At 61.1% G+C, this 20,826-nt stretch carries 19 protein-coding genes; 7 read left to right on the top strand and 12 right to left on the bottom strand.

Annotation, left to right across the window (positions count from 1 at the left end; genetic code table 11):
- Positions 1-70 precede the first annotated feature (70 nt).
- Positions 71-709 (top strand): PEBP family protein, encoded by a 639-nt coding sequence (locus SIB92_RS16805; protein ID WP_412553117.1) that lies wholly within the window; start codon positions 71-73, stop codon positions 707-709.
- On the opposite strand, the gene SIB92_RS16800 is transcribed toward SIB92_RS16805, so the two are convergent.
- The 5 genes from SIB92_RS16800 to SIB92_RS16780 all read right to left on the bottom strand — a co-directional run bounded on the left by SIB92_RS16800 (position 706) and on the right by SIB92_RS16780 (position 6,295).
- On the bottom strand, positions 706-1,368 hold the full coding sequence (locus SIB92_RS16800; RefSeq protein WP_412553116.1) for an ABC-type transport auxiliary lipoprotein family protein: 663 nt from the start codon (positions 1,366-1,368) through the stop codon (positions 706-708). The genes SIB92_RS16805 and SIB92_RS16800 overlap by 4 nt on opposite strands.
- Positions 1,365-3,479, bottom strand: coding sequence for an MlaD family protein (locus tag SIB92_RS16795; RefSeq protein WP_412553115.1), 2,115 nt, complete (start codon positions 3,477-3,479; stop codon positions 1,365-1,367). The genes SIB92_RS16800 and SIB92_RS16795 overlap by 4 nt, the downstream gene beginning before the upstream one ends.
- 3 nt (positions 3,480-3,482) lie before the next feature.
- On the bottom strand, positions 3,483-4,286 hold the full coding sequence (locus tag SIB92_RS16790; RefSeq protein ID WP_412553114.1) for an ABC transporter ATP-binding protein: 804 nt from the start codon (positions 4,284-4,286) through the stop codon (positions 3,483-3,485).
- A gap of 2 nt (positions 4,287-4,288) precedes the next feature.
- On the bottom strand, positions 4,289-5,419 hold the full coding sequence (locus SIB92_RS16785) for an ABC transporter permease (protein ID WP_412553113.1): 1,131 nt from the start codon (positions 5,417-5,419) through the stop codon (positions 4,289-4,291).
- An 87-nt stretch (positions 5,420-5,506) separates the two neighbouring features.
- Positions 5,507-6,295: a PaaX family transcriptional regulator C-terminal domain-containing protein gene (locus tag SIB92_RS16780; RefSeq protein ID WP_412553112.1), complete on the bottom strand. Its 789-nt coding sequence runs from the start codon at positions 6,293-6,295 to the stop codon at positions 5,507-5,509.
- A gap of 134 nt (positions 6,296-6,429) precedes the next feature.
- Between SIB92_RS16780 and SIB92_RS16775 the strand changes: the two genes are divergently transcribed.
- The 6 genes from SIB92_RS16775 (at position 6,430) to SIB92_RS16750 (ending at position 14,298) form a co-directional block, all read left to right on the top strand.
- Positions 6,430-8,049 carry an acyl-CoA carboxylase subunit beta gene (locus SIB92_RS16775; RefSeq protein ID WP_412553111.1) on the top strand — a complete coding sequence of 540 codons (1,620 nt, stop codon included), beginning with the start codon at positions 6,430-6,432 and terminating at the stop codon, positions 8,047-8,049.
- 2 nt (positions 8,050-8,051) lie between these two features.
- Positions 8,052-10,007 carry an acetyl/propionyl/methylcrotonyl-CoA carboxylase subunit alpha gene (locus SIB92_RS16770; protein WP_412553110.1) on the top strand — a complete coding sequence of 652 codons (1,956 nt, stop codon included), beginning with the start codon at positions 8,052-8,054 and terminating at the stop codon, positions 10,005-10,007.
- Positions 10,004-10,804: a TIGR03084 family metal-binding protein gene (locus SIB92_RS16765; protein ID WP_412553109.1), complete on the top strand. Its 801-nt coding sequence runs from the start codon at positions 10,004-10,006 to the stop codon at positions 10,802-10,804. The genes SIB92_RS16770 and SIB92_RS16765 overlap by 4 nt, the downstream gene beginning before the upstream one ends.
- Before the next feature lies 1 nt (position 10,805).
- On the top strand, positions 10,806-11,675 hold the full coding sequence (locus SIB92_RS16760; protein WP_412553108.1) for a 3-keto-5-aminohexanoate cleavage protein: 870 nt from the start codon (positions 10,806-10,808) through the stop codon (positions 11,673-11,675).
- A gap of 100 nt (positions 11,676-11,775) precedes the next feature.
- Positions 11,776-12,522, top strand: coding sequence for a sulfite exporter TauE/SafE family protein (locus SIB92_RS16755; RefSeq protein WP_412553107.1), 747 nt, complete (start codon positions 11,776-11,778; stop codon positions 12,520-12,522).
- A 120-nt stretch (positions 12,523-12,642) separates the two neighbouring features.
- On the top strand, positions 12,643-14,298 hold the full coding sequence (locus SIB92_RS16750) for a U32 family peptidase (RefSeq protein WP_412553106.1): 1,656 nt from the start codon (positions 12,643-12,645) through the stop codon (positions 14,296-14,298).
- A gap of 32 nt (positions 14,299-14,330) precedes the next feature.
- Here the strand turns inward: SIB92_RS16750 and SIB92_RS16745 are convergent, their stop codons facing one another.
- The 7 genes from SIB92_RS16745 to SIB92_RS16715 are packed head-to-tail and all read right to left on the bottom strand — an operon-like array spanning position 14,331 to position 20,821.
- On the bottom strand, positions 14,331-14,807 hold the full coding sequence (locus tag SIB92_RS16745; protein ID WP_412553105.1) for a class I SAM-dependent methyltransferase: 477 nt from the start codon (positions 14,805-14,807) through the stop codon (positions 14,331-14,333).
- On the bottom strand, positions 14,804-15,559 hold the full coding sequence (locus tag SIB92_RS16740; RefSeq protein WP_412553104.1) for a polysaccharide deacetylase family protein: 756 nt from the start codon (positions 15,557-15,559) through the stop codon (positions 14,804-14,806). The genes SIB92_RS16745 and SIB92_RS16740 overlap by 4 nt, the downstream gene beginning before the upstream one ends.
- A complete protein-coding gene (locus SIB92_RS16735) occupies positions 15,556-16,698 on the bottom strand; it encodes a glycosyltransferase family protein (protein WP_412553103.1) in 1,143 nt (380 codons plus the stop codon). Before SIB92_RS16735 ends, SIB92_RS16740 begins: the two co-directional genes overlap by 4 nt.
- The gene (locus SIB92_RS16730) at positions 16,695-17,282 is read right to left on the bottom strand and encodes a histidine phosphatase family protein (protein ID WP_412555859.1); all 588 of its coding nucleotides are present in this window, start codon (positions 17,280-17,282) and stop codon (positions 16,695-16,697) included. The genes SIB92_RS16735 and SIB92_RS16730 overlap by 4 nt, the downstream gene beginning before the upstream one ends.
- The gene (locus tag SIB92_RS16725; RefSeq protein ID WP_412553102.1) at positions 17,282-18,358 is read right to left on the bottom strand and encodes a glycosyltransferase family 4 protein; all 1,077 of its coding nucleotides are present in this window, start codon (positions 18,356-18,358) and stop codon (positions 17,282-17,284) included. The genes SIB92_RS16730 and SIB92_RS16725 overlap by 1 nt, the downstream gene beginning before the upstream one ends.
- Positions 18,359-18,362: 4 nt before the next feature.
- Positions 18,363-19,601: a glycosyltransferase family 4 protein gene (locus tag SIB92_RS16720; protein WP_412553101.1), complete on the bottom strand. Its 1,239-nt coding sequence runs from the start codon at positions 19,599-19,601 to the stop codon at positions 18,363-18,365.
- On the bottom strand, positions 19,598-20,821 hold the full coding sequence (locus SIB92_RS16715) for a glycosyltransferase family protein (RefSeq protein ID WP_412553100.1): 1,224 nt from the start codon (positions 20,819-20,821) through the stop codon (positions 19,598-19,600). Before SIB92_RS16715 ends, SIB92_RS16720 begins: the two co-directional genes overlap by 4 nt.
- Positions 20,822-20,826 lie beyond the last annotated feature (5 nt).

Below are 20,826 nucleotides of genomic sequence, written 5' to 3'. Positions count from 1 at the left end.
TTTGGCAATTTGTTTTCCGCGGGCTTCATCAAGCTGCTACCACTAAGGCAGGCAAGTTTTGGAGGTCGATATGCGACATGTCCTCGGGGGCGCCCTCACGCTGGTTCTTAGTACCGCCGCAACCGCAGAAACCTTCAAGGCGGACGTCTGGGCCGACAATTGGTTTGCCCTGTATGCCAACGGATCCCTGGTGGGTCAGGACCGCATCTCCATCGCCACGGAACGCTCGTTTAACGCCGAGAGCTTCACCTTCCGCGCCGAGCGCCCGTTTATGCTGGCCTTGATGGCGAAAGACTTCAAAGAGAACGACACCGGGTTGGAATACATCGGCACCAACCGCCAACAGATGGGCGACGGTGGCGTGATCCTGCAGATCAAAGATGCCTCCGGAAAGCTTGTGGCCGTGTCGGACAAGGACTGGCGCTGCAAGGTGATCCATGAGGCACCCCTCGAGAAATCCTGCGCCAAGGCGCGCAATCCGCGTGTGGGCGAAGGGCCGTGTGGCTTTGAGGCGAGCAAGCCGCCACGGGGGTGGACGGCGGAGTATTTTGACGATTCACATTGGCCGCGGGCGACAGAGTACAAGAAGCGCCAGGTGCGCCCCAAAGACGGGTACAACGATATCAAATGGGACCGACAGGCAGAGTTCATCTGGGGGCCGGATCTGGAAACCAACAACACGATGATTTGCCGATTGCTGATCCGCTAACGCAGCGCGGGGCGGGGGTTACGTTGACCGTGGCTGTAGATGGTTTTCACGCTCCATTCCACGGCGCGGCGCATGGTTTTGCCCAAGGCTTCGTCAAAGGCCACCACCACATCGGACATCTCATCCGTGGGTGACATCATCACTTTTTCAAAGGATTTTGAGCCAATGATGTGGTCGTCATAGGCGTCCACAATCTTGAGGTTCATGCGCACGTGCACTTCCAAAGCATTGCTTTCGGTTTCCACCGCTGGAATGCGCGCTTGAAACTCGCGCAGGTCTGACACAATCAGGAAATCCGGGCGCAGCGCCACGGAAGACCGACCCACGGCGGCCACCTTGCCGCTGTTTTCAAAGCTCTCGATCAGCAGCGTCTGCACAATCACCGGCGCACGGTCGACCCATCGTGCCACGGGTAGGTATTCAAACTGATAGGGCGTCGGCTGCACTGCAATTTGGTCGGTGTCAACAGCCGCATGAGCCGTGGGTTCCTCGATCACAATCTGGTGGCTAAGCCGGGGTAAACCGGAGGAAAATGTGCTTTTGGGCGTCAGCGTATAGAGATCCGTTGGCGAGGCCGCGCGGTTCAACGTGCCCAACCCGCCACAGCCCGAGAGCGCCAGCGCGCCCAGCAATACCGTTGCCAATCCCCATCGTGTCATCGGCTAAACTCCGATCCTTGCGTGCCGAGAAGAAACCGTGCCGGATCACGTTTGATCCGGGCCACCAGCCGGTCGAGGTTGCCGACCAGATAGCGGGATTCTTCCACAAATTTAACAGTTTGCGGCAAGCCCAGCCGCAGAAACTCCGACACCTGCCGCTCGTTGCGCTGCACAATCTCGTTCACCGTGCCGAGCAAATCAGATGCGGATTGCGAGGCGGCCAGCACCTCGCCTGATGCCTTACTGATGTCATCAGAGACACCAGTCACGGTGCCCGAAACCGCCGCCACGGCCCCACTGATGTCGGTCATGATCTGATCCACATCCTCATCGAGAATCTGGTTTACCCCGCTAAATGTGTCGCCGGCCGTGACCAGCGTCGCGTCAGCGGTTTCCATCGCCTGATAAATCGCCTCCAAGGTGCGGTTGGAGCGTTCAAACGTGTCGATCGCGGTCAGCAGGGCATCACTGGCTTGCGGCGACAACGTCGCCAGTTGGCCGTTCGCGTCCACGGCCAATGTGTCGATGCTGGCAATCATGGTGTTGGCAGCTTGCGCGGCTTCAGAGATGTTTTCGACCACCTCGGGCAGGCGCTCATCCACGGTCACGCGGATGGCATCCAAGGCGCTACGCGCGCTGGCGGCAGCCTCTCGGGCATCCTCGACCATGTCTGTTGCGCCGCCACGCACCAACGTGTTCACCGCATCCGCTGTGTCGTCCAACGAGCGCAGCATTTCGTCTGAAAGCTCCAAAGCTTCGTTGAAGTTCGCGAGCGTGCCGCGTGCCTCCACCAAGCGTGCCGTGGCGGTTTCGAGCATCAGCGCGCCTTGGTCTGTGATCTCCTCCACGCCGGTCTCAATCGCCACCAGCGTTTCGTTGGTCTGATCAATCAAAGGCGAGACTTTGGTGGTCGCGATGTCGCGCACCGTGGTCAGCGCCGCCGTGGCCTCATCCGCCAGTGGTTGTAAGTCTGTGTTCATCACCGTGGTGGCCGTATCAGAAGCGACGCGCACCGAATTAAGCGTGTCTGTCGCCGCATTAGTGGCGGTTTCAAACGCGGAAATAGCTGTCTGGGTCTGTTCAACACGCGCCTGCACGCTCGTGCCGACCTCCTCATACCGCGCCATCAGGCTTGAGGCGTCAGTGCCGACCTGCGCGATCTGGGTTTCCATCACTTCCGCTGTGTCCTGCACCTGTTGCACCAAGGCAGGCAGACGTTCATCGATCAGCGCTTGCGCCGATTGCATCGCGGAAATCGCGGAGGGTTCCAGCACCTCAACCACGTTTTCCAGCGCCGCCGCCGCATCTGCGCCACGCTGGATGAAGTCTTTGAGGTCTTCTTTCATCAAGCTGTCAGCCGTGGCAAAGGCGCTTTCGGCATTGTCCAACGTGCCTTTGGTGCGCTCGGCGGCTTCTTTGATGGAGCCCAGCGCGCCGGTGGCCTCAACCAACGTTTCTTCGGCCGTGTCCGACAAGGCCTCCAATCGCGTGGTGAAGGCGGCAATTTCGCGCGCCGCGCTGCCGACATCTTCGGAGAGCTCTTCAAATTCGGCCAAGGTGCGGTCCAAACGGCCAGAGGCGCTGGCCAAATTGCCCAAGAGTTCATTCACCGCTGCGGTGTTTTCTTCGCTCACAACACCTTGCAGGTTTTCGAGCAGGCCAATCGCCTTTTCCATCAACTGCGGCGCGCCTTCGACCACCGATTGCAGGGCGCTCTTTTCCGTGGTGATTTCGCCATATTGCGGCAAGGCGGCGGCCTCAAGTGTGCCACCAGACAGCGCCACAAAGCTCACGCCAGTGACGCCCTGTCCCTGCAGTTTGGCAATGGTGTCGGTTTTTACCGGCGTATCAGCCCCCACCTCAATACGCACCCGCACCAACGAAGGATTCTCGTCATCCAGCTCCAGCATCACAACCTGGCCCACCGGCAAGCCATTGTAGCGCACGCTGCCCGCCATCCCGAGGCCACCGACGTTTTCAAACAGCACATCGTAATAGGCGTATTGCTTTTCCAGATCGATTTTCGCAAGCCACAGCACAAACAGGAACGAGCCGATTAGGCCGACCAGCGCGAACACCCCAATCAGGAGGTAGTTTGCCCGTGTCTCCATGCCCTATGCGCCCCCGGTTTCCGTGTCGATGCCTTTGACCTGCGCGGCCCGCGCACGTGGGCCGGTGAAATACTCTTGCACCCACGGATGATCGACATCTGTCATTGTTTCTATTGGACCTTCTACCAGAACACGCTTCTCGGCAAGCACCGCAATGCGATCACAAATCGCATAGAGGCTGTCCAAATCATGCGTCACCATAAAGACGGTGATGCCCAGACTGCGCTGCAACTCGCCAATCAGGTCGTCATAGGCCGCCGCCCCCACCGGATCGAGGCCCGCTGTGGGCTCGTCCAGAAACACAATCTGTGGGTCGAGCGCGAGCGCCCGCGCCAAGGCCGCCCGTTTGCGCATCCCGCCCGACAGCTCGCTAGGCAGCTTGTCACAGGCCAGTTGCGGCAGCCCCACAAGGCTGATCTTGAGCGCGCCCAGCTCCTTCATCAGATTGGTCGACAGCTTCAGATGCTCACGCATCGGGGCCATCACGTTCTGCAAAACCGTTAGCGAGGAAAACAGCGCCCCGTCCTGAAAGGCCACACCCCAACGAGTTTCCACCTTGCGCCGCTCCTCTTCTGGCGCGGTGAGCACATTGGTCCCGAGCACTTCGATTGTGCCCGCCGCCGGTTTGTTCAGGCCCACAATGGTGCGCAACAGCACCGATTTGCCGGTACCAGACCCGCCAACAATGCCCAGCACTTCGCCGCGCCAGACATCCAGATCGAGATTGTCATGCACCACTTGCGGCCCAAACTGGTTGCGCAATCCGCGGACCTTGATGATGGCGTCACGCTCTGGAGTATCGCCCATGCTCACACCCCCAACTGCGCAAAGAAGATCGAGAACAGCGCGTCCAGCGCGATCACCAGAAAGATGCCCTGCACCACACTGGAGGTGGTGCGTTGGCCTACGCTGGTGGAGCTGCCTTTCACCTGGAAGGCCTGCCAACAGGCCACCACGCCAATCACCAGCGCAAAAAACGGTGCTTTCACCATGCCGACAAGCAGGTGTTTCACGGCAATGTTGTCATGCAGGCGGGTGAGGAACATGCCGGGGTTCACATCCAGACTGACCCAGCTCATAAGCGCGCCGCCAAACAGGCCAAATAGGTTGGCCACAAACCCCAAGAGCGGCAGCATGATCAGCAGCGCCAGCACCCGTGGCACCACCAGCACCCGCACCGGATCAAGGCCCAGCGTCTGCATGGCGTCGATTTCCTGCTGCACTTTCATGGAGCCAACCGAGGCGGTGAAGGCTGACCCGGATCGGCCCGCCACAATGATCGCGGTCAGCAGGATGCCAAGCTCACGCAGCACCGAAATGCCGATCAGCTCGACCACAAAGACCTCTGCGCCAAACTGCTGCAATTGGCTCGCGCCTTGAAAGCCCAGCACCACGCCGATCAAGAAGCCCATCAGCGCCACAATCGGCACCGCGTTAAAGCCGACGTCCTGCATATGCGTGAACAAGCTCGCCCAGCGAACTTTGTGTGGGCGAACAATCACATCGGCTAGACCGGCGAGCGTTTGCCCGAGAAAACTCACCAGTGACAGCGCGTCACCCCAACCGGACACCAGCTTGCGGCCAATATCCGCCACCCATTCCCAACGTCCATGTTCCGGCAGCTCATGGGGTGTCTCTTCGGGCGTGGCGGTGGCCACAGTCTCGATCAATGCAAGATGATCTGCAGCACCAGTAATCTGCACTTCGGCCCCCTGCGCCTGCAATCGCGTGCGCAGCTGAGAAACCAGCCAAGCCCCGCCGGTGTCAAAGGCGGTGAGCGGGGAAAGGTCTATGTCGACATGGTGTTCCGTTGGCGCGGCCTGCGCAAACAGTGCCTCCATGTCGGCGAGAAACTCAGTTAGCAAAGCGCCGGACAGGCGGACAGTGGCACGCCCGTCGTGGGCCGCGACCTGCAAATCTGGCGCCGCCAAAGCGCTCATGCGCCGCGTGCTCCGTCGTCCGAAATATCCGCCAAACCCCGGATCATCCTGCCCTAATTCTGTTGCCTCAAACCGTTTCGAAAAAGCCTAGCCCAGCGCCACTTGCCGCTCAAGCTCTGCCACTTCCGGCCGCTCCAGCCGGGTCAGCGCCTGCATCACCAACCGCTGCGCCCGTGCGCCGGGCCAATCAGACGGCAGAACCGCATCCTGAACAGCGCCATGGCGCAGCCGCAAGCGCCGCCAATGGTGCAAGATCACCAGCCGCAGCGCCGTGCGCTCCAAGGTGCCGTCCGGCGTGCTATGCGCGAGCACACGCCCGACGGCCGCTGAAAGCGCATCATATTCCTTCGCCAATTCAGGTGGGGCCAAAGCAGTGACCGCCCACTCTGGTACACGCTCCGGCGTGAATTTGCTCAGCAAAACTTCTTCACTCGGACGCACGGTCCCGGTTCCCAGCGCGCTGCGCGCTGACAAAGCAACCGCGTGGGTCGGCAACAGCTCCAGAAACTCCGCCGCTGTCAAATTCGGGCCACCCACCGCCAACCAGACCGCCTCCACCGTATCTGCCGTGCCGTAGATCTGCCCACGCACCGCTTCGGTCTCGGCCCAGCCTTTGGTCGTCAGTTGATGCGCCGACAGCCGTCCGCGTTTCTCCGAGGTGATCCAGCCATCGCGGCGCAACCGGTGCACCGCCACCCGCAACGCCTGATTGTTGATCCCGAGCCGACTGACCAAAGCGTCCAGCACCGGCCCGGACAGCCAGGCCTCTTCGCTTTGCTGCAGGTCGCCCAGAATGGTGACCACAACCGACCAGACCTTGATCGGGCCACAGGCGGCAACGACATTGATATCTTCTTGCAGATCAACAGTTTGCATGGGCCAATCCTACGCCGCCAAAGCCTCAACAACAAGCTTTGGCCGCAGCGTCACAATCACGCTGTCTTGATGCGCCCGCGCCGGCGGCTCAGAGTGGTCTCAAATATCGGGACCGCTCAGGAGGAGGAGCCCCCATGTCGTTTGAGACACAGATCACACCGAACGCGCCTGCGTTTGGCGAAAACCGGGATGCGATGTTGAGCGCCGTGGCGGAGCTGCGCGCGCTGGAAACCCGAACAGCAGAGAAATCCGAACAACGGCGAGAGCGCTTTGCCGCACGGGGGCAGATCACCCCACGCGAGCGTCTCGCCCGCCTGCTGGACCCCGGCCTGCCCTTCCTGCGCCTGCACAGTCTCGCGGGCTATCTGCAAGACAGCGATGACCCAGAGAAATCCCTGCCAGGCAGCACTTTCCTTATGGGCATAGGATTTGTCTCCGGCGTGCGTTGCATGGTGATTGTGGATGACAGCGGCATCAACGCGGGCGCGCTGTCCCCGATGTCGTTGCAGGCCATGTTGTCCGCCCAAGAGATCGCCCTGCGCCAGAAGTTACCCTTTGTGCATCTGGTCGAGAGCGCGGGCGCCAACCTGATGAACTACCGCGTCGAAGACTGGGCTCTGGGTGGTGGCGTGTTCCGGAATCTGGCGCGGCTCTCGGCGGCAGGCCTGCCCACCATCGCGGTTTTGCACGGCCCCTCCACCGCGGGCGGCGCCTATATGCCGGGCCTGTCCGACTATGTGATTGGCGTCAAGAAAAACGGCATGGCCGCACTTGCGGGGGCGGCTCTGGTCAATGCTGCAACCGGTGAGGTTGCCAAAGATGCCGATCTTGGCGGCGCGGAAATGCACGCGACCACCTCCGGTCTGGTGGAATACCTTGCCGAAGACGACGTGCACGCCATCGCACTGGCCCGCCGGGTTATGGCGCGGCTGGACTGGAACCGCGACATGACTAAGCCGGAAGCGCGCGCCTACGACGAACCGCGGTTTGACGTGGATGAAATCGCAGGCGTCGTGCCTGCTGTTTGGTCCACGCCCTATGACGTGCGCGAGTTGATCGCCCGCCTTGTCGATGGGTCGGATTTTGACGAATTCAAACCGGATTTCGGCCCTACAACCCTTTGTATTCAAGCCCAGATCCACGGCCACACCGTTGGCATCCTCGCCAACAATGGCCCCATCGATCCCGCAGGCGCCAACAAGGCCACGCATTTCATTCAGGCCTGCGATCAGGCAGGCACACCGCTTGTGTTTCTCAACAACACCACCGGCTACATGGTTGGCACTGCCTATGAACAGGCCGGGATGATCAAACACGGCTCCAAGATGATCCAAGCCGTGTCCAATGCCCGCGTGCCCAAGATCACGCTCTACTGCGGCGCCAGCTTTGGCGCGGGCAACTACGGCATGTGCGGCATCGCCTATCAGCCGGATTTCCTGTTTGCCTGGCCCACCTCCCGCTCCGGCGTGATGGGCGGCGCACAGGCTGCAAAAACCATGAGCCTCGTCGCCCGCGCCGGGGCCGCCCGCAAAGGCGTCGACGTGGATGAGGCCCGCATGGCCACACAAGAAGCCGCCATTCAAGGCCTGTTTGATGCGCAGTCTTCGCCGTTCTTCACCTCCGGCAAGGTGCTCGACCACGGCGTGATCGATCCCCGTGACAGCCGCAAGGTGATTGCCTTCTGCCTTGGCACGGTGGCCGAGGCCCGCCGTCGCGATCTCAACCCCAACAGCTTTGGCGTGGCAAGGATGTGAGCATGCGCAAATTCGACACCCTTCTGATTGCCAACCGCGGCGAGATCGCCTGCCGTATCATCCGCACTGCGCGCGACCTCGGGCTACGCGCTGTTGCGGTCTATTCGGATGCCGACGCAGATGCGCTGCATGTGTCCATGGCGGATGAGGCACATCGCATCGGCCCCGCCTCTGCCGCCGACAGTTACCTCAACGTCGACGCCATTTTGGCCGCCGCGAAAGCCTCCGGCGCGGGGGCAATCCACCCAGGTTATGGCTTCCTGTCTGAGAACGCAGATTTTGCCCGCGCTGTTGAACGCGCAGGTCTTGTTTTCGTAGGACCATCCGCCGAGGCCATTGAGATCATGGGCGACAAGGCCATCGCCAAGGCCCACATGCTGGACGCCGGTGTCCCCTGTGTGCCCGGCTATCAAGGCGACGACCAAGCTGATGCGACATTGCTGGCTCACGCACGCAACATCGGCGTGCCGCTCATGGTCAAAGCCGCAGCGGGTGGCGGCGGCAAAGGCATGCGGCTGGTGAGCAAATTGGACGACCTGCCAGAGGCGCTCACCTTGGCCCGCGCTGAGGCCAGCGCAGCTTTTGGCAATGACACCCTGATCCTCGAGCGCGCGGTGCAAAACGCCCGCCACATCGAAGTTCAGGTCTTTGCGGATCACGCGGGGAATACAATCGCCTTAGGTGAAAGAGACTGCTCTGTGCAGCGCCGTCACCAAAAGGTGATTGAAGAAGCCCCTGCCCCCGGCATGACCCAAACCCTACGCAAACGTATGGAAAGAGCCGCCATCGCAGCGGCCCAATCGGTCGATTACGTCGGTGCGGGCACGGTGGAGTTTCTGCTCGATGAAAACGGTGAGGATTTCTATTTCCTTGAGATGAACACCCGCCTTCAGGTCGAGCATCCGGTCACCGAGATGGTCACGGGGCTGGACCTGGTGGCACTGCAAATCACCGTCGCGCAGGGCAAGCCCCTGCCGGTGTCCCAAGAGGATGTCACACTCACGGGACACGCCATAGAGGTCCGGCTCTACGCCGAGGCCCCCGGCAATGGCTTTCTGCCTTCCATTGGAAAAATCTATAAATTTGAAATGGATAACAACATCCGGATCGACACCGGCGTGCGCAGTGGGGACGAAGTCTCTCCGCATTATGACCCGATGCTGGCCAAGCTCATTGCCCATGGGGACACCCGGGATGAAGCGCTACGCGCACTGACCCAAGCGCTGGACAATACGGCGGTTCTGGGGGTGACCACCAACTTGCCGTTTCTGCGGGATCTGCTGGATCACGCCGAGGTGCAAAACGGCACCGCCACCACATCTTTTCTGGATGACACCTACCCTGAAGGACCACCATCCCCGGAGCTTAAACCTCAAACCGTCGCCCTTGCCGCCGCACTTTTGCTGCGCAGCGAAAATGCGGTTGCACAAGCGCAAAGTCTGCTGCGAGATACCTCTCTCGCAGGGTTTTCCAGCGACGGTGGCCTACCCATTCCGCTGGATCTCTCGCTTGACGGAGATCTACACAAGCTCACTGCGGCGGGCGTCGGCACGGATCACATCACGGTTTCTGGCGACGGCTGGTCCCACACGTCTTCAAACGATCTCCGCTTCGACGGACACCGCACCACTGCGCATCACGCCCCTGACGGGATGGGGGGGCTATACCTGCAAGCCGCAGGCCACCACCTGCATGTCACCCGTGCGCAGCCTTGGGCCACAACCGACGCTGCCGCCAACGGTGCGCTCACCGCGCCGATGCCGGGCCTGTTAGTGGCGCTCAACGTGGCCGCAGGGGACACCGTCAAAAAAGGCGACACGCTGGCCGTGCTTGAGGCCATGAAAATGCAACATCAATTGACCGCCGCCGCCGACGGCGTTGTCGCCGCGCTCCACGTTGCAGCGGGACAACAGCTGTCCAAAGGCGCGCTGATCCTGACCATGGAAGACCCAACATGACCCTCACCCAAGCTGACGATTTTCTCACCGAGTCCGAAGTGCTGCATGATGCGCTGTCCGGCTTGTCGGATGCAGACCTGCGCACGCAGACCCAGTTCAAAGGCTGGACCATAGAAGACGTGTTGGTGCACCTGCATTTCTGGAACACCGGCGCGGACCTGTCTGCCTCCGACGAAGCCGCCTTTATGGCGCGCATGGGCGGCGCAATGGCCTCGCTGAAGGCCACCGGCTCCCTGCGCAGCTATGAGAATGAAACCATTCCGGAACGCGGTGCAGACCTGCGCGACCACTGGATCGAGACCGCGCGTGACATCGCCGCTCGCTGGCGGGACATGGACCCCAAGGCGCGGCTGCCCTGGGTCGGCCCGTCGATGTCGGCACGTTCCTCTATGACCGCCCGGCAAATGGAAACCTGGGCGCATGGGTTTGAGGTGTTTGACCTGCTGGGCAAGGTCCGCGCGGACAGCGACCGCATCAAAAACATCGTCATCCTTGGCGTGAACACCTTTGGCTGGTCCCATCAGGTGCACAGCCTACAAGTGCCAGACGCGATGCCCAAACTCACCCTGACCGCGCCATCCGGTGACACATGGGAATTTGGCGATGAGGGCGGCAACAGCATCACCGGCCCCGCCACAGACTTTGCCGCCGTCGTCACCCAGACCCGCGCCTTTGCCGATACCGCGCTGACCGCCACGGGTGAGGTTGCCCAGACCTGGATGGCCAACGCCCAATGTTTTGCAGGTCCGCCGGAAACGCCCCCCGCCCCCGGCAGCCGCCACAAACAGGAGGCCTGAGATGGACAAAGCCATCCTCACCTGCGCGCTCAACGGTGTTCTGACCGATCCGACACAGCATCCCGTACCGGTCACGCCCGCGCAATGCGCCGCCTCCGCGCGCGAGGCGATGGACGCGGGCGCCGCCGTGATCCACATCCACTTCCGCCAGCAGGAAGCGGGCAAAGGCCACCTGCCCAGCTGGGATCCCAAGGTGGCAACAGAGATTGTCGATGCCATCCGCGATGCCTGCCCTGATATCCTGATCAACGCCACCACCGGCGTGGTAGGGCCGGATTACTCTGGCGCGTTGGACTGCATTCGCGCGCTGAAACCCGAAATCGCCGCCTGCAATGCGGGATCGCTCAACTACCTCAAACTGCGCAGCAATGGCGAGTGGGCCTGGCCACCAATGTTGTTTGAAAACCAGCCGTCCAAAATTCAGGACCATCTCGATGTGATGGCAGAGACCTGCACAATTCCAGAGTTTGAGTGCTTTGACACCGGCATCGTGCGCTCTGTGGCGATGTATGTGCAAAACGGCATGACCAGCCGCGCGCAGTATAACCTTGTCATGGGTGTGGCCTCCGGCATGCCCGTGGACCCGATGCTGTTGGAATTCCTGATGCCGTACCTGCTGAAAGACAGTTTCTGGCAGGCCACGCTGATCGGGCGCAGCGAGATTTGGCAGACTCACCAAAAAGCTGCCGAGCTTGGCGGCATGTTGCGCACCGGTGTGGAGGACACGTTTTATCTGCCCAATGGTAACAAAACGCGCTCCAATGGTCCGTTAATCGAAGCGCTTGCCACCTGTGCAACAAACGCCGGGCGCGCAATTGCCAGCCCAGCGGAAGCGCGGGAGATGTTGGGCATTCCGTCGCAAGCGGCCTAAGCGGGGGCCAGCCCCCCGCACCCCCGAGATATTTTTGGCAAGAAGAAGCCCAAGCCGGAAGAAAGCTTGCACTGTAGGACCCACAGCCCATAGTGGCGGCATGATTGACCTACTCCCGCCAGACCTGTCCCAAGCCCATGCGATATTCCTTCTGGCGGTGAGCTTTGCCACCTCATTGATGACCGCTGCGCTTGGCATTGGTGGCGGCGCGATCTTCCTGGCGGTGGCCGCCGTGATCCTGCCGCCAGCGGCGCTGATCCCCGTACATGGCGTAGTGCAGCTGGGCTCCAACGCCGTGCGCGCCACCATGTTCCGCAGCCACATCCTGCGCAGCGCCTTGCCTGCCTTCACCATCGGTGCCCTCATCGGCGTCGCCATTGGCGGCAGTGTGGCGGTAAGCCTGCCGCCCGCCACCGTACAAATTGGCATTGGCCTGTTCCTGCTTTGGGTAGTGCTCGGCAAGACGCCTGCGTGGATTGGCAAATGGCCCATCGGTGCGGGCGCGTTTTCTTCATTTCTGACCATGTTCTTTGGCGCCACCGGACCGTTTGTGGCCGCCTATGTGAAAACCATGCAACTTGACCGTCACACCCATGTGGCCACCCACGCCGCCCTGATGACGGTACAGCACGGCCTCAAGGTGGCAATGTTTGCGGCGCTGGGGTTTGGCTTTGCCCCTTGGGCGCTGTTCATCGCTGGACTGATTGCCTGTGGCGCGGCGGGCACCTGGGTGGGCAAACACGTGCTGGGCCGGATGAGCGACCACGGATTTCACAAGGTGCTCAACGTGTTGCTAATCCTAATCGCCTTGCGCCTTCTCTGGGGCGGGATCAGCACCTTCCTCTGAGTTTCGCACCTCCGCAATACTGACGCGGCACCGACGTATTGCAGATGTGGTTTTACGCCCCCATTTGCCCCAAAGCGGGGATCAGTGTATGACGCCCCCCTGATCAGGAAAGCGCGCGCGATGACCCAACACAGATCCGAACTTTTGATGCCGGCCGGCAACCTCCGCAAACTCAAGATGGCAGTGCTCTATGGCGCTGATGCCGTCTATCTCGGCACGCCCGATATGAGCTTGCGCACGAAATCCGAATTCTCGCTTGAGGACGTGATCGAAGGCGTGAAATTCTGCCACGAACACGGCCGCCGCGCCTATCTGACGCTGAATTTGTTCAGCCATAACAAAGACATTCCCAAGCTCGATGAGTACATCGACACGGTGCGTCAGGTGAACCCCGACGGGCTGATCATTTCCGACCCCGGTGTGTTCCAATACGTGAAAGAACGCGCGCCGGAGATCCCACTGCATGTATCGACACAGGCCAATATTGCCAGCTGGCTCACCACGCAATTCTGGCAGGCCCAGGGCGCCGATCTGGTGGTTCTGGCCCGCGAAGTGAGCTTCCCGGAGCTCGAAGAGATTCGCGAGAAATGCCCCGACATCAAGCTGGAAGCCTTTGTGCACGGCGCCATGTGCATGACCTACTCTGGTCGCTGCCTGCTGTCGAACTTCATGGCCGAGCGCGGCGCCAACCAAGGCAACTGCGCCAACTCCTGCCGCTGGAACTACAAGTTCCACATGCGCCTAAAAGACGGCACCGTGCAGGAATTGATTGTCGACGAAGACAACCTGCATATGTTCGAGTTCCTGCTCGAAGAGGGCGTGCGCCCCGGCGAGTTCCTCCCGATTCAGGAAGACGAGCGCGGCAGCTACATCCTTAACTCCAAAGACCTCTGCCTGATGCCCAAACTGGACGATTATCTGCGTATCGGCGTGGATAGCCTCAAGGTCGAAGGGCGTGGCAAGTCGGAATACTATGCAGCGATTGTCGCCCGCGCCTATCGCATGGCGATCGATGATTACTACGCCGATCCGGAGAACTGGAACGCGGCCGACTACATGGAAGAGCTCGAAACCGTGGGCAACCGCGGCTACACCCTCGCCTTCCACAAAGGCCGTCTGACCAACCTCGCCCATGGCTACGAGCAAACCCAGGCGATTGCCCAATGGGAGTACGCCGGCTTCGTCACAGAGGTGGTGGACGACGCCTTCCACGTAGAGGTGAAGAACAAGCTGGAGCCCGGCGACGTTCTGGAAATCGTCTCACCGATTGCCCGCAACACCATTCTGTTGCGCGCCTATGACTACGAAATCGCCGCCTCTGGTGAGAAAAAGGACGTGATCCACGGCTCCACCAAGACCGTGATCCGCCTGCCCTTCTCGCTGTTTGAGCACGAAGACATCGACGATCTGCGCCAGAACTTCCCGCCAATGACCGTGATCCGCAAGGAACGCGCCCTGACGGAAGAGCAGTGGAAACGCCTGCAGCTCGACAAAACCGCGTTGGCGATGGAAGTGAAAGACAGCACCAACGAGACCGCCTACAAGCGTCGGCGCGATGCGCTGGTAGATGCGATTGAGGCGGACACCAACACCAAGCGCTTTAAAACCAACCGCAAAGGCACCGAAGGCTGTTGTGGTAAGGGGTGCAACGGCTGTTTGATCTTCTGGGAAGACCCGATGTATGCAAAAGCGCGTGAGGTGCTGAGAGAGCGCAAGATGGGCTCCATGCTGAGCCGCGCTGAGGCCACCGAGCTGAAGCTGCCAGCGGCGGAATAAGACAACGCCCGGTCACTGACCGGGCGTTTTTTTCATGTTCTGTAGAAATAATACCGTTCTGGCGCCACGGTTGTTGGCCCGCGCACTTGCTCAAAGCCAACCAGTGGCTGCCCAGATACCAGCACGCCGCCGGGCAGCATGATCTCCTTGATCATCGCAGACAGACGCGCCGCCTCGGCCACGTCTTTCTCTTTGTCGCCAAAGCCAAAATCATAATGCGCCATGGCCACTTTGGTGCCATCCGCCGACATCTTTTTCAGCATCTCCTCGGCCTCACCCTGCAGGAAATCCTCCTCAGGTGGCACGCAGGAAGGGTGGCAGTTGAGCGCGCGGTCGATCACCCAAATGCGCCGCTCCGGGGCTATCTCGCGGATGTGGTCATAGGTGCGGCCATTGCCCAGCCCCATGTCCAGAAAATCTCCCGACAGGCTGTCCACCATGGTGTTGCCCCACTCCAGCCCATCGGCCTGCGCTGCCAAGCGCCGCATCATGCTGTTCAAACGGCTCATGAAATGCCCTTTCCATCATGGCGATAAAGCCGCACCGGCCCTTCGCAAATTTCCTGCAAAAACTGCCGCGAAAACTCCCAGATATCGGTGTCATGCACAAGGTGGTGCGTGAGATATCCCAAGGGTTCGTGATTGTCCGTGTGACCCGCGCGGCGGTCTTGCAGCAGCGTGACTACTTGAGACATCAATGTCTCTGCATCTACCAACCCTCTGTGTCCGCGCCAGAAAATCGGATCAATGTGCGTGTTGATCTGCGCCACTCCGGGAGCAGCCATGGTGGCGGTACGAGGATTGTATGTCGACACCGCGTCAAAACCGGCCTCAGCCAACCCCGCTACAACATCGGGCGCAATTCGATTCCATGGGGGCACAAACATCGGCGCAACGCGGTCGCCAAACAGGGCACAGAGCCGCGCAAGGCCTTGCGAGGCATCTGCCAACGCCAAGCTGGCAGGGCGCCCCGCCCCAAATTCGGCGTTTTTGACACCCTCCGGCGTGTGGCTGACATGGGCCCAGCCATGCACAACCGGCACAAAACACTCAGGCAGGTCTCGCGCCAAAGCCTCGGTTGCGTCGTTGGGTATGATCGCCAAATGCACCGGGACTTCTGTTGCCGTGCTTAACAATGCAAGCTGATCCAGCGCTTCGGTGGGTGCAACTGCGTCATCATCGCGCCACCAGAGTGGCAGTTCAAAACCGGAAGCGCGCCACTGCGCCAGTTCCGTCCGCAACGGAGCCCAGTCGATCCTCACCCGCGCAGCTCCGCCAGCATGGATTGCGCAATACGCACGCTCTCAGCCGCGCCGTTCATGCGCAAACCAGACGGGCTGCGGCGGTCTTTGGAGGCCACACGTTTGATCTCTGCCATTAGGCTTTGCGGAGTCAGGTCGGTGGCGCTAAGCACTTCAACACCCGGCTGCACCGACAAGGCCCGCGCGCGCAGAGTCTGCTCCACCTCGCCACCATCATCAAACGGCACAAACACCGCTGGCACGCCGGTTTGCAGCACGTCCAGCGCGGTGTTGTATCCGCACATGCTGACCGAAGCGGTCACATGGTGCAGCATCTGCCGGAAGTCCGACCGCACCGGTTCAATCTTGATCATCGGATCATCGGCCAACGTTTTGAGCTCCGTAATCCGCGCTTCAGCATTGGCCCCGCCTACCAAAAGACGCCAGCGCAACGGGCTGCGTTTGGCGGCTTTGATCGCGCACTCAAACAGCGCCTGGCCCACGGCGCCACCCCCGGCGCTAACCACAATTTCACCGGCACCTGCGCTGTCCGGATGCTGTTGTGGCGCGGGCGGTGCCACGTAGCCGGTGTAGCGCAGCATCGCCGTCACATCACTGGTCAACGGCCAGCTCATGTCGAGTTTTGTCAGCTCTGGGTCGGCGTGCACCAGGATGCCGTCGTAATACTGTTTGATCACCTCGCGCGCGCGCGCGGCCTTTGAGGCTTTCGACGGGGGCGCAAGAATGTCGCGCACCGAGGCCAGCACCAAGGCAGGCTGCGGCAGAGATTTTGCGGCATCGAGCAAGGCTTCAAACTCCGCCGACAGGCTGCGCCGGCCAAAGGGGAAGAGCTCGGTGATCACCACATCCGGCGCCATGTCTTGAACCGCTTTCACCATCATCGCTTGCCGTTTGGCCAGATAGGCGGCATCCGCCTCCACGCCCAATTCGGTCAACAGCTTGGTGAAATCCACACCATCCGAGGCCAGCGGCGGCAGCTGCACCAATGCAACGCCATCCTTATCCAGATGCTCCGCAGGCATCCCGCCCGAAAGCACCACAGCCTCATGACCATCACGTGTGAACGCGCGGGCAAGCGTCAGGGCGCGGGACAGGTGTCCGGTGCCCAGAAGATGGGTGACAGCGATCAAAACCTTCATGCGCTGCGCCTTTCCAATCGCACAATATCCGGGTCTGCGACTTTAACCGTATCCCCCTCAATTTCCACCACAAACAGCCTGTTGCGTTTGACGGCAAACGGGGCCGGGCCGTCAAAATCCCAGCCATGCGCCTTTGCCAAAATCATCCGCATGATGCCGATGTGGCAGACCGCAATGCAATCCCGCGTTAGGCCAAACAGCCAAGGGGCCAAGCGGTCCCAGACCATCTGCGGGCTTTCCCCGCCCGGCGGCTGATAATCCCAGCCCCACTGTTCGATGTCGCGAAACCCGCTCTTGGGATCGGCCTTAAGCTCCACGCCCTTTTTGCCTTCCCAATCGCCCCAGTCCATCTCGATCAGCGCGTCGACAACCGCTGGCCTGCGCCCGGTGACTATCTCGCCGGTTTCCTGTGCGCGCATCAGCGGGCTTGCCACCAGGTCAGCGGCGTCCCAGCCCGGGGGCAGTTTGAACTCTGCCAATCCTTCGCGCGCCTCATCGTCCAGCGGAATATCCGTGCGCCCCTGAATTTGTCCGGCGCGGTTCCAATGGGTGTGCCCGTGCCGCAGCATGGCCAATCGGATCATCATGTCTCTTTCATCAATGGTTTTAGCACATCCCAAACGGTCCGCCGAGCAGCTGTCAGCAGGTGGTGGCTTTGCACCAAGTCCCGCGCATCTCGCGCCCGTTGCCGATGGGTTTCATCGTCATTCAACACCGTCAAAAGCGCCGCTGCAAGCGCATCCGGGGTTGGGTCGGCCACCAAACCCTCCGCCGCGACCACATCGCGCACGCCGGGGCGGTTTTGGGCCACAACCGGCACGCCATGCGCCTGCGCCTCAAGATAAACCATGCCAAAGGCCTCGTTCACGCCCGGCCACAGAAACACCCGCGCGCGCGTGTAGGCTGCGGCCATGTTTGCGGCGTCGAGTTGGCCGAGAAATTTCACCCGATCTCCATAGGGCGCCATCAGCGCCGCGACCTCAGCACGACACGGCCCATCCCCGGCAATCTCGACCCGCCAATCGCCAGTCAGATACCCCAAAGTCTCTGCAATGATGCTGTATGACGCCAATTTGTCACCCTTGCGCATCATGCCCGCCACCAAAATGGTCGACGAATCCGGCTGCGCGGGGGCTGGCAACGTCTCCTGCGCCAGAAACGGCGGCAGATGCACAAGCTGTTGCCCGTCTTTCAGATGGTCCCGCAACGCCACGGCATCCCGCCCCGTGAAGTGAAACAACACATCCGCCGCATCACAGGCCACTTGCGCTTTTTGCTCAAATACGTCCCAAGGCCCGCCCAAGCGCTTATTCGCCCGTGTGGCCTCAAAGGAGACATAGGGGATGCCCAGCGCCGCACTCACCGCGGGTCCCAGCAAATCCGGCGCTTTGTAGTAGCTGTGATAGGTCGCCCACAGGACCCAGCCCTCGACCCGCCCCCGCGCGATCAGCGCCGGGATTTCCGCCTCTGCCTGTGCCAGCAGCTCCGCCTGCACTGCATCATCGCCGTGTTTGTCAAAGCTGCGCAGCTCAGAAACCAGCGTTGGCGCGACGCCATCACGCGTCAGCAGCTGCATCAGGTTACGCGCCATCTGGCGCTCGCCAGACGGCACCGGATGGTGCGGTGATTTGAGAGGGGCATAGAAAGCAATCGGCCCCATCGGATCAGGCCTTCTTTGCGGCCGCTTGCAGGCGCGCGTCGAGCTGCGCAATACCCGGCTGCATCAGGAAATGCGCTGTCAGCCGACCGTATGCCGCCTCGGTCAGCGCCTCCCGAAGCTCTGCATCGCGCGCCAAGCGTTCCATCGCCGCCGCAAGCGCCTCGGGCGCATCGCTGGACAACACGCCATGTTCGCCATCGGTGATGAATTCCGGAATAGCCGACACCGGCGTTGACAACAGACACAGCTTCTGGCTCGCCGCCTCCATCAACACGTTGGGCAAGCCGTCACGGTCGCCGTCCTCGGCAATCCGGCTTGGCAGCACAAACACGTCCGACACACGCATCGCCTCGATCACTTCGGGCTGATCACAGGCGCCACGCCATGTGATACGATCGGCAACGCCAAGCGTCTCGGCTTGCACCTTCAACAGGCTGCCATCGCCGCCACCGCCGATGTGCTCCCAATGCCAGTCGAGGTCTTTAGGCAAGAGCGCCAAGGCAGAGATCAGCCGGTCAAAGCCTTTCTTCTCCACCAAACGCCCCACAGACAGAAAGCGCACACCGCCGCCCTCAGGCCATTCAGTCGGTGGCTCCGGAAAGCGGGTCAGGTCCAAGCCGTGATAAACCAGTTCAACCCGATCCGGCCGATCCGCCAGTTCAGCCAAATGATCCGCGCCCACTTTGGTACAGGTCGCCAGGAACGCTGCGCCAAAGGTGCTGTCTTGCAGCTTCTCGCGCTTTTCCCATTCGGGCGAGGTCCAGATGTCCTTGGCATGGGCCGATACCGACCACGGCATGTCCCGCATGATCGCCGCGTAACGAGTTACAGAGGCCGGCGTGTGCATGAAATGCGCATAAAGCAGGTCAATGTCGTCCGGCAGCTCCCGCGCCAATACGCAGGCTTGCCCAAAGCGGCGCACCCGGTTGCGGGTCACGTCACGCCGCAAGTCTTTGAGCCAAGACCCCACGGCAGTCCAGAACCGTGGCTTGAAGAGTCCGGCCAACACGCCCTTAAACACCCGCAGCGGCTCTTGGTGCAGATACTCCGGCAAGTAATGCACCGGCGCCTGCAAACGCTCATGCAGCGGGTGGCGTTTCTTATCGGTGGGGAAGCGCAGGGACCACATCGACAGGTCATATCCCGTCTCTTCCAGGGCCACAATTTCCTGCGCGATAAAGGTCTCGGACAGGCGGGGCCAGCCTTTGACCACCACCGCCACCTTAGGTTTTTCTGAAGTCATGCAGCGCCTTGAGATCGGGCGATGCCAAGCATCGCCAAAGTACGTTCGGAGACCACGTCCAACCCGTCCAGCAGACCGGGCACAAAGGCGTGGCTTGGTTTTGGCTGATCCGGCAGCGCCCGGATGGCAGCAATCATCGCCTGTGGCGTGAACCCGTCGCGCTGCTCATCCAGCATGCGCACAAGGCCAAGGCTCTCAGCGCGGCTGGCTCGGATGTGCTGCTCCATGCGGGGACGTGTGCGCGGCACAATCACCACCGGTTTGTCAAAGGACAGCACCTCACAGAAGGTATTGTAGCCGCCCATGGAGACAATCCCCATCGCGCCCTTCATCAGGGTTTCCATACGGCTGTCAAAGCCCACGGCTTGCACCCGGCCATTGAGCTTGGCAACCCGCGCCTCAAACTCAGCCCGCACCTCGCCGCTCAGAAAGGGGCCGTAGACCAGCACCGCACGCGGAGATAGGTCCGGGTCCTGCTCATAAGCCGACAGCACCAGATCCACCATGCCTGCGCCATCGCCGCCACCACCGGGGGTGACCAGCACATAGGGCTGCTCAGGGGTTTCGCCTTCGCTCAGCGCTTCGCGGTGCAAATACCCGGTGAATTTCATGCGGGAGCGGAAGTTTTGCGACAGATTCAAACCCGCCACAGGATCATAAATCGAGCGCAGCCCATAGACCCAAGTCTCGTCGTAGTATTTCTCGGCCGCTTCCAGAGCACCTTTGCGGTCCCATTCGGCCGCCAGCACATCAGGATCATCCAGCACGTCGCGCAGACCCAGCACCAGATGCGCCTTGCGCTTGGTCTTGAGCCACTCCAGCGCGGGCAGCAATTCGCCGCGAAAGCCGGTTGGCTCTTTGTCCACGATCAGTATGTCGGGGTCAAAATGCTCCACGGTCGCCTTGATCAACCCAGCGCGCAGGGCGGTGGTCTCATCAATGTGCAGCCCCAGACGCTCGCTCTCATAATCGCCATCCGGCGTCTTGGTCACACCTGGCAAGCGAATGTGGTCGACATTGTCCGGAAACGGGAAACGCCCCGCCACCGGAGACCCGGTCAGGATCAGCGCAGAAATCCGGCTGTCGGCCTGCGTGATCGCCGTGGCCAGCGCACGCGAACGGCGCAAATGGCCCAGACCATAGGTGTCGTGGCTGTAAAACAGCACGCGCGGCGACGCATTGGCCGCCAAATCACCTGTCAAAGAAATCGCCTCGGACACGTCAC

The sequence above is a fragment of the Shimia sp. MIT1388 genome, assembly GCF_047124445.1.
Taxonomy (GTDB): domain Bacteria; phylum Pseudomonadota; class Alphaproteobacteria; order Rhodobacterales; family Rhodobacteraceae; genus Shimia.
The sequence above is the reverse complement of the archived record's forward strand: the minus strand, read 5'-3'. Positions and strand labels throughout refer to the sequence as shown.